This is a genomic window from Bacillus sp. GC_Bacil_1 (genome assembly GCF_026540675.1).
Classification (GTDB): Bacteria; Bacillota; Bacilli; order Bacillales; family Bacillaceae_G; genus Bacillus_A; species Bacillus_A cereus.
Genome location: NZ_JALNUG010000008.1, coordinates 212,815 through 228,376, shown reverse-complemented (window position 1 = coordinate 228,376; position 15,562 = coordinate 212,815). Strand labels below are relative to the sequence as shown.

Genomic DNA, 15,562 nt, shown 5'->3' with positions numbered 1-15,562 from the left:
TACATCCCACTTCATTTTTGACAAATCAATTTTTTAATAACATTTTTTGTTAGAAAATCTAAATTTCGTTGTTTTTTATCCAGAATCCTTAATATACATTTGATATTATTCTAAAATTTATAGCGCACTATTCGAACATTTTGTGAAAATCATCAAAAAACATCACAAACTACTAGTAGCAGGTATTAATTTCCTGTGTTTGTTCCAAACACCGTGTTAAACTGAAGGGGTTTAACAGATCTACTCTAATAACATTAATGAAATGGGGTATTTACTTGAACTTTCCACAATTAAAAATCGGGCATATGATGCCAAAGGTCCCAATTCTACAGGGAGGAATGGGCGTAGGCATTTCATTAAGTAAACTTGCATCTGCAGTTGCAAATGCTGGAGGAATTGGGATTATATCAGGAACTGGTATTTCCATAGATGAAATGAGAATGCATATTAGGAAGGCGAAAGAAAAGATTCGGAATACTGGTTATATTGGAGTAAATGTCCTTTTTGCAATGAATGATTTTGCTGAAAAAATGAAAGCAGCCATTGAGGAAAAAGTTGATTTCATCATATCTGGTGCTGGCATTTCACGAGATATGTATACTTGGGGGAAAAATGCCGGCATACCAGTTATTTCAATAGTATCCTCAGCCAAACTCGCTAGATTATCTGAACGCTTGGGTGCGGCCGCTGTTGTAGTAGAGGGGCATGAAGCAGGAGGACATCTGGGTACCGATCGACCTTTATTCGATATATTACCGGAAGTAGTTGCAGCAGTCAAAATTCCCGTAATTGCTGCTGGAGGAATTATGACTGGGAAAGATATTGCTCGTGCCTTAAAAATGGGTGCATCTGGTGTGCAAATGGGTACAAGATTCGTTGCAAGTAATGAGTGTGACGCACCACTATCCTTTAAGGAAAAATATATAAATGCTCGATTAGAAGATACCATATTAGTCAAAACAACTGTCGGGCTCCAAGGTCGTGCGGTTAAAAATAACTTTACTAAATTAATAGCTGATAATAATAAAAAGATAAAAATAAAAAAGTGTATAAATTGCTTAAAAAACTGTTCTTATCGTTTCTGCACGCTAGATTCTTTGATAACCTCTATGGATGGTGATTGTGAAAATGGTCTTGTTTTCGCAGGTGCACGAGTAAATGAAGTCAAAGAGATATTGCCCGTCCAAACAATTATTAACAATATTATGATGGAATATAGAGCATGTATTTAAGGTAGAATCCATGTAAGTTTTTTAAAAGATATTTAATGTTGTAAATTCTTATTTTCCTGACGATACATCAACTAATAATTATACTCCGGACATTATTGGTCATAAAAAAGAACACCTACAAATGCTGTAGGTGTTCTTTTTTATTTATAATTGGATAATTTCTCTTATTTCTTCTATAGGTAACTTCGTAAATTTGGCAATATCCTCTACAGACATTCCGTTTTTATACATACCACATACCAATTGTATACGTTCGGCTTTTTTGCCTTCTTCAATACCCTTTTCAATACCTTTTTTGATTCCTTGCTCCTCTGCGTGAGCAAACTTTGCAGCTTCATCCATTAGGGTTTTTTCCCTCGCTTCATAGGCTTGTCGGAATGTCGAATCTTGACTCATTCGCTCCCACTTATTCATTGCTTTTTGTAAAATCGGATCTTGATTCATCGCAATGTCCTCCAATGTTTGAGTTAAGTGTTCATCTTCATTTGCCGGAAGTAATAACAGCCAACGAACAAATGAATCTTCCCACGGATTAACTTTCTCTTCCCGCCATTGTTCCATTAGTTTAGGAAGCTCTATAACATGAATCTCTATATCATCACTAAACTGCTTTTGCTGTTGTACATTCCATAGCTTTCCCGTTGTATGAAATTCCTCATATTCGGGAAAAAGTACGAAGTTTAACAAATTAATAGTAATTGTTTTACTAAGAGAGCTGTAAGGCATCCCTTTTTGTAACTGTGAAGTATATAATTTACCCCAGTAATACAAACTTCGTTTAATCATGTCGTGATTATTATTCAGCTGAATTTCTACGTTTACTTTAGTACCTGTGTCTAATGTGGCTGAGACATCTAAAATTGATAATTTATCATCCTCGTGTTCTCGATGTAAATGTGGATCCTCTAATTGTAGTGACATAATAGGTGATTCTAATGAATTCTTTAGCATAGCATTTAAAAATGTGATAAGAATATCCTCACTACCACTTGTCCCAAATAATTGCTTAAAAGCAAAATCAATTCGTAAATTTACTAATGACTTGGTCATGACTTTCCTCTTCCTGTCTAAGAAACTCTCTTTTCTTTATTGTACATAAAAATTAGGTAATCATGCAAATAGGAACATTTACAAAAGATAGCGCTATCATTCTTTTCAAAAATATATATTCACTAGAAGATAGAGGTAAAATTAATAGTTAATTTGGTGAATTATAACATATATTATCTTTAAATAATACCCATTTGAAAAAACAATGGATTATTTGTGACATAATTGTTAAATTTAGGGATATAAAAAAGGCTTTCTATATAAAAAATAGAAAGGTGATGGTGTACGGATAAAATATAAGGGGGATTTATATTATGTTTTCAAAAAAACAAAAATTAGTAACAGTGGTTACCACTCTGACGCTAGGATGTGGATTAGTTTTCGGATTAACTCCTACTTCCGCAGATTCTATAAGTAATCCTACTCCTATTAAGGAAGAACAAGTAAGAATACAGATACCTTTTACTGGATATGTTATTTCAGCAGATGATAATTATTTAGTTGTAGCTGACACTAATACAAAAGAGGAGGCACTTTCTTATCAAAATAATTGGTGGGAATTAACTTCTCAGAATAAAATTTTACGTGTTCCTATTACTAGCAAGGATAACTATAGCGTAGGTGAAAAACTAAATATATTTTCCGTAGGATGGACTCACTCTATTCCACCAATCGCTGTTATGCCTGTTATCGAAAAAATAATTGAATAAATTATATATTTTTTACAAAAGAAGATAGCCATTACAAATGGCTATCTTCTTTTAAACTCATTTATTCTAAATTGGACTAAAGAATTCTTGTTTGTAACTATCTTTATAAATTTATGCTATAACAACACTTGTGCACTTTTTTATTTACTGAACCATGCCTTGTTCTTCCTTCTTCATAGCTCTAATGGATTGAGCTACTTTAACCATCATAGAACATTCTATTCTCTTTCGGAAGATTTTACAGCTGAACTCATGTGTTCCCTTAAGAGAACCCGTTGCATGTATTGTATTAGCTGGACAACCGCCACTACAGTAAAGCTGTGCCCAACATTCCTGACATTCCGGTTTTGAATAGCAATTACTTTCCTTAAACTGAGACTGTATCTCTGCTTTTATAATGCCATCCCATATATTCCCCATACTATATTCTTCTTCTCCCACAAACTGATGACAAGGAAATATCTCCCCCCACGGGGTAATAGCTAGATATTCAGTCCCTGAACCGCAACCAGAAATTCTCTTTTGAACGCACGGACCTTCTGAAAGGTCGAGCATGTAATGATAAAATGTAAAACCATTTCCTTTTTCCTCACGGTTTAGCATTTCTTTCGAGAGAATTTCATACTGATTGTAAATTTCCAGCAGGTCTTCTTCACAGAGCGCATATGGTTCTTGGGGATTACAGATAACAGGTTCCATTGAGATTTTGTTAAAACCTAAGTCAGCGATGTGATAAATATCATTGGTAAAATCAACATTATTATGGGTATAGGTTCCACGTACATAGTATTCTTTATCTCCACGCTTCTCAACAAACTCCTGGAATTTTGGAATGATATGATTATAGCTACCTTTCCCATTGACAGTTTTACGAAGATAATCATGAACTTTTTTTCTTCCATCAAGGCTTAATACAACATTGTGCATTTCTTGATTTAAGAATTCAGTAATTTCATCATTAAGCAGCATACCATTTGTAGTAAAGGTAAAACGAAAAGTTTTTTTGTACTCTTTTTCTTTATTTCTTGCATAGGCGACAATCTGTTTGACAGTTTTCCACGCCATGAGTGGCTCCCCACCAAAAAAATCAACATCGAGATTTCGATGATTACCTGAGTTTTCTAATAGAAAATCTATGGCTCTTTTTCCAACTTCAAAACTCATTATGGCTCTATTTCCATTGTATTTTCCTTGGCTAGCAAAGCAGTATTCACACGACAGATTACATGTATGCGCGACATTAAGGCAAAGAGCTTTTACATAAGTGGGACGATTTATCAAATCAATTGAAAGGTCCCTATAATCATCTTCGGTAAAAAGCTTCCCATCTCTTTTTAGTTCTTCAATATCCGCAATTGTTTCTCGAATTTCCTTCTTGGAAACGTGGAAATCATATTTATACTTTTCCTGCATTATTGACAGGATTTCTTCCATAGGAGTATTCTGATATAGCATAATTATTTCATAAGCAAGATTGTCAACGACATGTACGGATCCGCTATAAGTATCTAACACGATATTGTATCCATTTAATTTATATTGATGAATCATACTGGATAACCAAACTCCTTTTTCATAAAGATTGCCACCTAAATAAAATATAATTGAATACTATACTTCTTGTTTCCTATTTATTGTATTTTCACACTTTTGATTTGCAACTCCACATGAGGTTTTACAAGCAGACTGACAAGATGTCTGACATGCACCACACCCACCATGTTTTATAGTATCTTGCAGTTTACAAGTGCTCAGTGTTATAATTCTTTTCATTGTTTATAACCTCCTTTTGAAATAATTTTGAAGAACTAAGGTATATGTTTGTGATTTTTTTCACAATCATATACCTTAGTTCTTCAATTTCCCACAAATTATTACTAATATCCTTATATATTAACGAATTACTTTATTTTACGTTCCTTTCTTTTAACCTTAATTTAAAATATCACGAGAAGGTTGAATATTATCTATTTAACAGTTACATATAGAATAATATTTATTTTAATTATATATACATTCACAAATACGGTACGTGAAATTGCAACATTTATCTTATAATAAATATGGGCGTTTATAACTTTGTGCTACAACTATAAAAAGTCAATCCCATTGGAATTGACCTTTTATAAACTGTGGCAACAGAAGGATGTCATAAAACTAGGATTTGATATTGTAGCATTTCATTTGTGAAAAGTATAACATGATTAACTAAGAATAGATGTGTCAATCCTTGGAACATTAGCTATAACTTGATTTTTTGAGTATATATAATAGTTAGTGGGCTATAGAATTCATCCTATATCACTATTAATAATTAGCGTTTTTTAATAATAAAAAAGGATGTCTAAAAAAATTCTATTTTTTTAGACATCCTTTTTATCTATTTTATTAATAATCCTGTAGGAGTAACTTGATATGTTTTTTTCTTGCCTACAAATTCCTGTTTACTATTCTCAAGATTAGTAAGTGTGGCACGGGTCTTTTCCTTCTGTGCTTCTCCCTCTATATGAGTAAACTCGATATAATCCCCTACCTTAACTGGAACGGTTTGGCTTTCAGCATTTTGTTGTCTATTTCCTACAATTTCTTTATTGTACAATATATTGCCCGATGAGTTTTGAACTTTAATGCTTGCATACGTACTAGTAAAATAGGAATGGGGGATACCCGCTTCTAATTTAATCTGCATTTTTTCTGTTGCTTTGTTATACTCTACTTTTGCGATTTCTCGATCATTATATCCCTTTAAAGACCAGTTAAATTGATTTCCATCTAAAACTGTTGTTTCTGGCATTTTTTCTACTTTCTTCAGGCCTTCTTTTGTAACTTGATATCTTGCTGTCTTTCCAATGGTTTCATTTTTGTTATTTTCAAGGTTAATTAAAGTCGCTCTCGTCTTTTCCTTTGTTGCTTCCCCTTCTATATGAGTAAGTTCAATGTAATCACCTATTTTAACGGGCACAGTTTGGCTTTCAGCATTTTGTTGTTTATTTCCCACGATTTCCTTATTGTACAGAACGTTGCCAGAAGCATTCTGGACCTTAATACTCGCATACGTACTAGTAAAGTAGGAATGGGGTACACCTGCTTCTAGTTTTACCTTCATCTCTTCTACTGTTTTATCATAATTTACTTTTGCAATTTCTCTATCACTATATCCTTTTAATGACCATGCAAATTGATTTCCATCTAAAATTGTTGCTTCTGGCATTTTTTCTACTTTCTTTAGACCTTCTTTTGTAACTTCATATATGGCTTTTTTTCCAAAGCTCTCTTGTTTACTATTATCTACATTTGTGAGAGTAGCTCTATGCACACCTTCTAGATGTGTTAACTCTATATAGTCTCCTACCTTGACCGAAACTTTTTGTGATTCAGCATTTTGTTGTTTGTTTCCATAAATCTCTTTGTTATAGACCACTTTACCTGATGTGTTTTGCACTTTAATACTTGCATATGTACTATCAAAGTAGTTATGTGGTACACCTGCTTTTAAATCAATTTGCATTTCTTCTGTTGATTTATTTAAATTTACTTTTGCGAATTCAAAATCTCCAATCCCTTTCAGCGACCATGCAAACTGGTTTCCTTCTAAAATATTATTTACATTAGGCATATCTGGTTTAATTGGATTAGAATCCGTCCCCTTCCAAATCTCTGCTGTTAAAACTGGATATCCTAATGCAGCTACTTTTTGAATGGTATCGTTATTTGGACGTAATCCCCACTTCTCAAAGAAAGGAATCAAATTTTGTTTGGCTACTTTTGATGCTGAAATCATAAATAATTGTTTTTTATTTTCATCAGTTTGTGGAAGTTCACTTGAAGGCATGTCTCTATACAATTGATGCAATTTAGGATAGAAATCCTCTCCATACGCTAACTGTAGTTGCCAAAGCATAACAAGCTTTACAAAAACATCGCTAATTTCATCATAATTTTTATTCACTTGCTCTAGATATTGAAATGCTTTTGGATAAATTCCACTTTTCTCTAAGTTGGATGGTTGATTAAATGCTTTTTCTACAGAAAGGCTGTATATATTATTTTGTACTTCTGTCATATTATAAAACTTCCAGGGCGATTGTTGTCTCAAATGTCCTGCCTCATGCCAAGGGCCCCAGCCATCTGTTATGAATTTATTAATATCTAACACGTATTGGATTGCATCTCCTACATATGCTGTTCGATAAGAAGTTGCATACATATAATAATCAGGAGAATGATTTTCCTCTACGTAATGAACATAATGTTTATCTACTTGTTCTTCAGATAATCCAGCTACTTTGTCTTGAATTCGAGTAGCTTCATCCATCTTTTTTAAGAGTTGTACAGGATCTGTATTAGAACCCAATAAATATTTCTTAACACGTGCAGGGGTGGCCGTAATTAATACACGTTCGCCTTTTAACTCCACTGCATGTGCATTTGGATATTGGTCCAGCATGTTAATTAAATCTTGTTTCGTATGCTTTCCTAGTTCAAAGAAAGGCGTAGTCGTTCCGCCTGTTGTAATTGTTGTTCGAATGGTACCACCTTGTTGTTTATTATAAAAATAAATCATCCCCCCATTTGGAGATTGGATTGTGTTTATACCAGGTTTTAATGTAAATGATTTTATCTTTGAATCTTCTCTCCAAGAAGCATCATACGAATACGTTCCAATATATACCTGAATATCTTGATTACCTTCCACATTAATCGTTATTTGTTCATTTGGCTTTGCATATAAACCAGTTGGTTCATATGGACTAAATGCCATACTTTTTCTTTCCTGTTGTTTCAGTACCTCAACATCCCCTTTTCCTGGGACTGTAAATGTTCTATTTTCTGATTTAACTGATTTTTCACTTTGCAGTGATGTCGATAAATTTTTTTGCTGCTGCGTTTCCTCTGCAAAGACATCTGATGAAGAAGTCATTCCAGAAGCAATTATAGTTAATGTTGCAGTAGCTACTAGTATTCTTTTGGTTTTATACTTTGATTTATTCCCCATAGTATCTCCCTCTCATTTCCTTGATCAATTTAATAGTTTTGGTTTCTTTAGCATGTACTTACGTGCAAAAACAGTTCATGAACTTGTATTTATTACTTTTTTACATAGTCCTCCCTTATTCTATTTATAATTATATTTTGATATTATTTTATGACACATATTAATACAACTTTATAAAATATCAATCAATAATGAGCTTTTATGTTTTGATTTGGTATTCTTAACTATCTTATAAATCAAATAAATTACATAAAGGTATTCATTTCGTATGAATAATACTTTAAATCAAATTATTTTCAGATTAATAATTCACAAAAAATTAATATTATGTAAAATCCTATCAAGGAAATAAATACAAATTGATTTGTCATATATACATTGAAATCACTAAGACATTTACTATCATCCGAATAATTAATTCCTTTTTCTATTTCAGTTTAATTTTTTAAGTTATTAGGAGATAAAAAAGCGAATCTATTTTGAAAATAGATTCGCTTTTTTACGTATAACATAAACTTTCAAGTTCTTTTAATTGAATTTTTTATAAAAAGAAAAGGTACTTCCCAAAAGAGAAGGATCCTACTTGCTCAAACATGTAGGTCGTGATAACTTTTGTCTCTAATATATCTCATTTATAGTTTGTTTAATTGACTATGTCTTTTAGAATACATAAAATATACTATTATCCCTATAAATAACCAAATGCCGAAATAAACCCAGGTTTTTAAAGGTAGATTTACCATTAAAAATAAGCAACATGTTATTGAAATAATCGGTAAAATTGGTACCAGTGGTACCATGAAACCACGTTTTAAATTTGGATGTGTTTTACGAAGAATAATAACTGACACACCAACCATCGCAAATGTTAATAACGCTCCAATATTCGCTAAATTCGATAATTCTTTTAAATCGATAAATCCAGCAATTAAAGCACTACCAATACCTGTTAACCAAGTTGAGAATACTGGTGCTTCTGTCTTCTTATTAATTTTCGCAAACGATTTTGGTAATAAACCGTCACGACTCATCGCAAAGAATACACGTGTTGTTGCATAAATGTAAGCGAAAATTACAGCCATAATACCAATTACAGCTCCAATTGCGATTATACCCGCTACTTTATCTTGTCCTACAACTTCTAATACGTAGGCCATTGCTTCTGGTACATCTAATTCCTTATAAGAAACCATACCAGTCATAACAAGGCAAACTATAACATAAATAATTGTACAAATAACTAGCGAAGCAATAATACCAATCGGTAAATCACGTTGTGGATTTTTTACTTCTTCAGCAGACGTTGCTAACGCATCAAATCCTAAAAAGGCAAAAAATACTGCAGCTCCTCCGGCAAAGATTCCGCTTATACCATAAGGTGCAAACGGGATCCAGTTTTCTGGTTTTACGTAAAATATACCAACTGAAATGAATAAAACAACAATACCAATTTTTATTAATACCATTGCGTTATTCACTCGCTTACTTTCTTTCGTTCCTTTTGATAATAACCAAGTTAATAACAAAGTAATGATTACTGCTGGTAAGTTAACGATTCCACCTTGTGTTGGAATTGTTAAAAGTGATTTTGGTATCTCAATCCCAAACCCGTTTAATAAGTTTTGAAAATAGCCTGTCCATCCACCCGCTACCGCGGCAGTTGTAACTATATATACAGACAATAAAGTCCATCCCATTAAGTAGGCTACAAACTCACCAATCGTCGCATATGAATAGGTGTATACACTACCAGAGACTGGAAGAGCAGATGCGATTTCCGCATAACATAGGGCTGCAAACCCACAAACAATTGCAGCAATCATAAATGAAAAAATAACTGCTGGACCCGCATCTCTTGCGGCTACTAATCCAGTTAATACAAGTACTCCTGTACCAATTATTGCACCAATCCCTAGCATGGTAAGATCAAATGCTCCCAATGTTTTTGTCAAAGTCTTACTTTCACCATCTTCTAATAATTTCCTTACTGATTTTTTCCTAAATAAGTTGGCCATAACACACGCCTCCATTTATTAAAAAAGGAGCTAAGATATCGTCTCCTAGCTCCCCTTAAGTAAAATAATTTTATTTTATAAGATTATTCAATCGTTATTTTACCTCATTGGCAACAAAGAAATGCTCACATACAGTTGAAATACGTTTTAAATCCACATTGCCACCTGAAATAACCGCTACTACTTTTTTACCCTGTACATATTTATCAACTTTGCCTGCCAGAAGTGCGGCTGTGGCTAACGCTCCCGCTCCTTCTACGACAGCCTTTCCGCGTTGCAATAAGTCTTTCATCGCTACTTCTAATTCTTCTTCCGATACAGTTACAATTTCATCTACTAGGTCTTTTACAATTTCAAAAGTTAAATTTCCTGGTATTTTTACCGCACAACCATCCGCTATTGTTGGTGCTTCATAGTGTTCTAAAATTCTCCCCGCATCATAAGAAGCTTTCATTCCATGAACATTATCTGCTTGAACCCCAATAATATTAATGGAAGGATTAAATGATTTCAGCGCTACAGCAATTCCTGAAATAATTCCTCCTCCACCAATAGGTACAATAACAGTATCAACATCCCACATATCATCCAGAATATCTAACCCAATTGTCCCTTGGCCAGCCATTACTTCTACATCATCATATGGATGTAGGTATGTTTCGCCTGTTTCTTTTATAATTTCTTCACACTTCGCTTTTGCATCATCAAACGTATCACCGTATAAAATAACTTCAGAACCATATCCTCTCGTCGCATCCACTTTAGCTTGCGGTGCAGAGGTTGGCATCACAATTTTACTTTTGATTCCTAGTAAATGGGAAGATAGTGCCACACCTTGTGCATGATTTCCAGCTGAACAAGCGATTACACCACGTTCTTTCTCTTCATTTGTTAGTTGGGAAATTTTATTAAATGCACCACGAAATTTAAATGAACCCGTTAACTGCATGTTTTCCAGCTTTAAATAAATTTCTCCACCCGTTTTACTAGTTAAATAGAAAGATTTAACCAAAGGTGTTTTTCGGGCATTTACATCAAGAATTTCTTTGGCTTTTTTAATGTCAGTGATATCTAACAATACTTTTTTGGTAATCATACTAACACTTCTTTCAATTCTTTAAAGTCCAAACCTAGCGTCATACCTAAATTTTCGTAGGTAATAATACCTTTATATACATTTACCCCAGATGCTAATGATGATTTATTTTGAATTGCATTTTCTAATCCATCTTTAGAAATTGCTAATAAATACTCAATATTTCCATTTGCCAACGCCATAGTTGAAGTACGTGGGGTGGCACCAGGCATATTTGGTACTGCATAATGAATTACGTCATGTTTAATAAATACAGGATTATCATGAGTTGTATAATGATCAATAGTTTCTACTGTACCACCTTGATCTATTGCGATATCCACAATGACACTTCCTGGCTTCATAGATTGAACCATATACTCTTTAACAATTTTAGGAGGGCGAGATCCTGGTATTAAAATTGTTGAAATAAATAAATCTGCTTCTTTAATCGTTCGCTCTAGATTTTCAGTATTAGATTCAATTATATTTACTTCTTCTGTTGCGTATTGCTTTCTTAAATATGCAATTCTTTCTTGATTAACCTCTAGGATTGTAACACTACATCCAATTCCAATTGCCATATCACAGGCATTAGTTGCAGCATTCCCTCCACCTAGGATTACAACTTTTCCGGCTGGGATTCCCTCAATACCTGATAATAAAATCCCCTCTCCTTGATGTTGTTTTTCTAAATAATAAGCTCCCATAAATACCGCACGTCTTCCAGCAATTGCACTCATAGGTTTTAATAATGCTAAATTTCCATCCTCACTAATAGTTTCACCAGCAATCGCAGTAGTACCAGCATTTCTCATTGCTTCTACACACTCTTTCGACGCAGCCAGATGTAAAAAGCCCCAAACGATTAGATCCTTTTTAAAGTAATGGTATTCTGCAGGTAGTGGTTCTTTTACCTTTACTACCATATCAACATCCCATGCCTGGCCTTGATTTACTATGCTTGCTCCTGCACTTATATATTCATCATTTGTATAACCAGAACCTAATCCAGCATCTTTTTGTACTAAAACTTCATTTCCAGCTGAAACTAATTTTTGAACATTTTCTGGAGTCATCCCTACACGAGCTTCCCCTTTTTTTATCTCTTTCACTACACCAATTTTCATATCTACACATCCTTTTTTAGAGTGAGTTATAAATTAAATTAATTATTGTCAGATAAATATAAGATTCTAAATATTCATCCTTACAATATTTTTCAAATATAATTTAATTTATAACATTGGATTGCACCTACAAGATACCATTAGTAAAAATAAGAGGTCAACAATTTTGTGAAACATTTCACAAAATGTTTTATTTAGTTGATTTTCTATATTTTATATCGAAAATATGATTGAATCCATCAATACTTTGTGATATTCTTCACAAGAATATATCTTCTCTTTTGAATTTCGATTTACCATTTTACTATATCGCAATATTAAAATACCTCATTTATTCTTATTATTCATATAAAAGAAATCTCGTTTTTAACTTCATGTTTCGGGTTAAATTAAAGAATTTCTTTTAATGTATAATTCATTGAATTTTACTCGCCTCAAATCATGTGAAAATTTTCACATGATTTGAGGCGAAATTAAACTTTCTTTACTTATACGTTTAATTTCTTTTTTATTTAGTATCTGAAATGTATTCAAATTCTCTAGCTGGTAAGGATGAGGGGCGGCTATTTGTATGGATACAGGATATACTATCAAATAATTTAACAAACAGGATAAAGAATTCATAAGAGAATTTATATATTTTTCTAATTGGGAGTGATTATTTTGTCACAACAACAACTAAAAAAGGATATTGGTTTCTTTGCAGCATTAACCACAGTTATTGGTACCGTTATCGGCGCCGGAGTATTTTTCAAGCCCACTGCATTATATGGAGTAACAGGAACAGCTAGCCTAGGATTACTTGCATGGGTAATTGGTGGTATCTTGACTGTTTGCGCAGGACTAACTGCTGCTGAACTATCTGCCGCTATTCCTGAAACGGGGGGAATGATGGCATATTTAAAGAGGACTTATGGAAACTTAACTGCTTTCTTGCTTGGCTGGGCACAAACTGTCATATACTTCCCTGCAAATATTGCAGCACTTGCTATTATTTTTGGGACACAAACGGTTAGTTTATTTGGCCTAAATGTTAATGAACACAAAATGCTAATTATCGCAATTGCAATTATCACCGCTACATTTGTAACTCTTATGAACTTTTTAGGAGCTAAAGCAGCTGGTGGAATCCAAATGGCTTCGACTATATGCAAATTGGTTCCATTAGCATTGATTATTATTTTTGGATTACTACACAAAAGTGACGTTACTTTTCAGCTTTTTCCAATTGAGGCAGGGCCGAACAAATCTATGATATCTGCCCTTGGATCTGGTTTACTCGCAACAATGTTCGCCTATGATGGATGGATTCATGTAGGGAATATTGCTGGAGAAATGAAAAACCCTAAAAAAGACTTACCTAAAGCAATCGTATTAGGATTATCAACAGTAATGGTTGTTTATTTATTAATTAATGTCGCGTTTCTAATGGTCATGTCTGCAACATCGCTCGCAGGTACTGATACACCCGCTTCTCAAGTAGCTACAATTCTTTTTGGAGCTATGGGAGGAAAACTAGTTACCATTGGCATTTTAATTTCCGTATTTGGAACGATTAATGGTTATATTATGACAGGAATGCGAATTCCTTATGCCATGGCTATTGAGAACAAACTACCATTTAGTAAATGGTTTGCTACACTATCTAAAAATAGTCGGGTCCCTTATAATTCTGGTCTATTTATGCTATTTATTTCAATTATTATGATGGCCGTCGGCGGATTCAATACTCTTACTGATATGTTGGTATTTGTAATATGGATATTCTACACAATGACATTCCTTGCTGTATTCATCTTACGAAAAAGGGAACCCGAACTTGTGCGACCTTATAAAGTTCCATTGTATCCTTTTATACCATTAGTTGCTATTATTGGCGGATTGTTCATTGTTATTAATACCTTATTCACTCAACCTCTGCTAGCTTTATGTGGAATAGGCCTAACTGCACTCGGCCTCCCTATTTATTACACTATGCGTAAAAAGGTACAATTTGGTTTAGAAAATCATAACGAGTAGACCAGTCTTTCTTAAAGATGTGATACAAATTTTTATGATTAGATTGCAATTAATAAATAGTCTATTTTACTTCTTTATCCTTCTAAAAGATACATTAGTCTAACAAATAATAAACAAGGAGAACCCTTTTTGGGTTCTCCTTGTTTATTATTTGCCAGTGTTCTAGTTTTTTACCCTAAGTTAATTTACGCTTTATCCATGTTGCATTTCTACCTTTAGAAACTAATTTAATATATCCCTGTGAATTTAAAGCGTGTAATGTTTTATTTATAGTACTTTCACTTATGTCTGGATACATGTTTCGAATATTTTCTTTAGTAAAAGGATTATCTTGTCTGTCTATGTATTTTTCAATTCTTTTTCTTTTAGTATGAGTGCTAATACAATTTTTTATTACATAATTTAATTCTTTATATGCAACTAAAACAATATCCAAAAAAATTTTCATCCAGAAAACTACATTATGATCGCCTTGATACCAGTGAGCTGCAGATTTATACAGAGCATCATAATAATCTGATTCATATTTTTTGAAATATTTATCTATACATGTATATTTTACAAATGTAAATCCACTTTCAATTAATAACCATTGAATTAATATTTTTGCTAACTTGCCATTCCCTTTATTAAATGGATAAATACATAGAAAATTTAAGATAAATTGAGGAATTAGTAGGAGCGGATGAAAATTCCCTTTAGCCCTTAATGCATTATATTGTTCGCATAGATGATACAAATATTGCGGAACCATATCATATAAAACAACTGTACGTAATTTAAATTGATCTTTTAACTTTGGAATAGAAGATAATACAAGTTCGCTTTTTCTCCAATTACCACTTTCAGAAGTTGAATAATTCATTAATTGGAAGTGCAATTCTTGAATTGTTTGCGGTTTAATAGGTAATTTGTGGTTTTCTTTTTGCACAAGTTCTAATGTTTTGCAATAACAAAATAAAGCGTCCTCTTCCAATGTTTGAGGGCTAGTATGATGAACAACTAATTTTTTTAACTGTTTATTTGAGAATGTAAACTTTTCATATATATTAGGAAAAGTTTTAATATATTGCAGTGATATATTCTTTTCCAAAAGATTAAATATCTCTGGTTTTTGAGTTTGATATGCTGATATTGCTCCTTTATATTCACTGATTTTACTTATAATATTTATTAGTTCTCTTTTAAATTCTAAATTTGTATATTTTTCTTCAAAGAAATTTCTCATCTCGTTCCCTCCTTTCCCTAAGGTTTATTACCAACTTTGTATGCTCTATTATCCCCCTAATTTTCACATTTCCTACTGTATGCTCCTTGTTTTATAAACGTCCAATA

At 32.9% G+C, this 15,562-nt stretch carries 11 protein-coding genes; 3 read left to right on the top strand and 8 right to left on the bottom strand.

All coding sequences use genetic code 11. The features are described 5' to 3' along the window. Nucleotides 1-257 precede the first annotated feature (257 nt). Entirely contained in the window at nt 258-1,232 is a 975-nt protein-coding gene (locus OXT04_RS14715) for an NAD(P)H-dependent flavin oxidoreductase (protein ID WP_029443194.1), read from the top strand. Between the two features lie 144 nt (nt 1,233-1,376). Here OXT04_RS14715 and OXT04_RS14710 read toward each other — a convergent pair whose 3' ends face one another. Next, the gene (locus OXT04_RS14710) at nt 1,377-2,282 is read right to left on the bottom strand and encodes an Rpn family recombination-promoting nuclease/putative transposase (protein WP_000167466.1); all 906 of its coding nucleotides are present in this window, start codon (nt 2,280-2,282) and stop codon (nt 1,377-1,379) included. A gap of 314 nt (nt 2,283-2,596) precedes the next feature. Here OXT04_RS14710 and OXT04_RS14705 point away from each other — a divergent pair, with 314 nt between their 5' ends. Then, nucleotides 2,597-2,992: a DUF3221 domain-containing protein gene (locus tag OXT04_RS14705; RefSeq protein WP_267415600.1), complete on the top strand. Its 396-nt coding sequence runs from the start codon at nt 2,597-2,599 to the stop codon at nt 2,990-2,992. Between the two features lie 144 nt (nt 2,993-3,136). On the opposite strand, the gene scfB is transcribed toward OXT04_RS14705, so the two are convergent. From scfB to ald, 6 genes are all read right to left on the bottom strand, one after another. Beyond that, on the bottom strand, nt 3,137-4,543 hold the full coding sequence (scfB, locus tag OXT04_RS14700; protein WP_267415599.1) for a thioether cross-link-forming SCIFF peptide maturase: 1,407 nt from the start codon (nt 4,541-4,543) through the stop codon (nt 3,137-3,139). A gap of 60 nt (nt 4,544-4,603) precedes the next feature. Beyond that, nucleotides 4,604-4,765 carry a six-cysteine ranthipeptide SCIFF gene (gene scfA / locus OXT04_RS14695; protein ID WP_000821353.1) on the bottom strand — a complete coding sequence of 54 codons (162 nt, stop codon included), beginning with the start codon at nt 4,763-4,765 and terminating at the stop codon, nt 4,604-4,606. A 607-nt stretch (nt 4,766-5,372) separates the two neighbouring features. Next, the gene (locus OXT04_RS14690) at nt 5,373-7,988 is read right to left on the bottom strand and encodes a putative mucin/carbohydrate-binding domain-containing protein (protein WP_267415598.1); all 2,616 of its coding nucleotides are present in this window, start codon (nt 7,986-7,988) and stop codon (nt 5,373-5,375) included. Nucleotides 7,989-8,620: 632 nt separating this feature from the next. Continuing rightward, nucleotides 8,621-10,003 carry an amino acid permease gene (locus OXT04_RS14685; RefSeq protein WP_061660510.1) on the bottom strand — a complete coding sequence of 461 codons (1,383 nt, stop codon included), beginning with the start codon at nt 10,001-10,003 and terminating at the stop codon, nt 8,621-8,623. Between the two features lie 94 nt (nt 10,004-10,097). Beyond that, entirely contained in the window at nt 10,098-11,099 is a 1,002-nt protein-coding gene (gene tdcB, locus OXT04_RS14680; RefSeq protein ID WP_029442949.1) for a bifunctional threonine ammonia-lyase/L-serine ammonia-lyase TdcB, read from the bottom strand. Further along, on the bottom strand, nt 11,096-12,208 hold the full coding sequence (ald, locus tag OXT04_RS14675) for an alanine dehydrogenase (protein ID WP_071714106.1): 1,113 nt from the start codon (nt 12,206-12,208) through the stop codon (nt 11,096-11,098). The genes tdcB and ald overlap by 4 nt, the downstream gene beginning before the upstream one ends. Nucleotides 12,209-12,871: 663 nt before the next feature. Between ald and OXT04_RS14670 the strand changes: the two genes are divergently transcribed. Further along, entirely contained in the window at nt 12,872-14,227 is a 1,356-nt protein-coding gene (locus OXT04_RS14670) for an APC family permease (protein ID WP_097960634.1), read from the top strand. Between the two features lie 175 nt (nt 14,228-14,402). Here the strand turns inward: OXT04_RS14670 and OXT04_RS14665 are convergent, their stop codons facing one another. Then, on the bottom strand, nt 14,403-15,455 hold the full coding sequence (locus tag OXT04_RS14665; RefSeq protein WP_071714105.1) for a Fic family protein: 1,053 nt from the start codon (nt 15,453-15,455) through the stop codon (nt 14,403-14,405). Nucleotides 15,456-15,562: the final 107 nt, after the last annotated feature.

Excerpts from the sequence above, each read along its gene's own strand:
- scfB (WP_267415599.1), bottom strand. The coding sequence starts at position 4,543 with ATGATTCATCAATATAAATTAAATGGATACAATATCGTGTTAGATACT.
- ald (WP_071714106.1), bottom strand. The coding sequence starts at position 12,208 with ATGAAAATTGGTGTAGTGAAAGAGATAAAAAAAGGGGAAGCTCGTGTA.
- OXT04_RS14685 (WP_061660510.1), bottom strand. The coding sequence starts at position 10,003 with ATGGCCAACTTATTTAGGAAAAAATCAGTAAGGAAATTATTAGAAGAT.
- OXT04_RS14710 (WP_000167466.1), bottom strand. The coding sequence starts at position 2,282 with ATGACCAAGTCATTAGTAAATTTACGAATTGATTTTGCTTTTAAGCAA.
- tdcB (WP_029442949.1), bottom strand. The coding sequence starts at position 11,099 with ATGATTACCAAAAAAGTATTGTTAGATATCACTGACATTAAAAAAGCC.
- OXT04_RS14690 (WP_267415598.1), bottom strand. The coding sequence starts at position 7,988 with ATGGGGAATAAATCAAAGTATAAAACCAAAAGAATACTAGTAGCTACT.
- OXT04_RS14705 (WP_267415600.1), top strand. The coding sequence starts at position 2,597 with ATGTTTTCAAAAAAACAAAAATTAGTAACAGTGGTTACCACTCTGACG.
- OXT04_RS14665 (WP_071714105.1), bottom strand. The coding sequence starts at position 15,455 with ATGAGAAATTTCTTTGAAGAAAAATATACAAATTTAGAATTTAAAAGA.
- scfA (WP_000821353.1), bottom strand. The coding sequence starts at position 4,765 with ATGAAAAGAATTATAACACTGAGCACTTGTAAACTGCAAGATACTATA.
- OXT04_RS14715 (WP_029443194.1), top strand. The coding sequence starts at position 258 with ATGAAATGGGGTATTTACTTGAACTTTCCACAATTAAAAATCGGGCAT.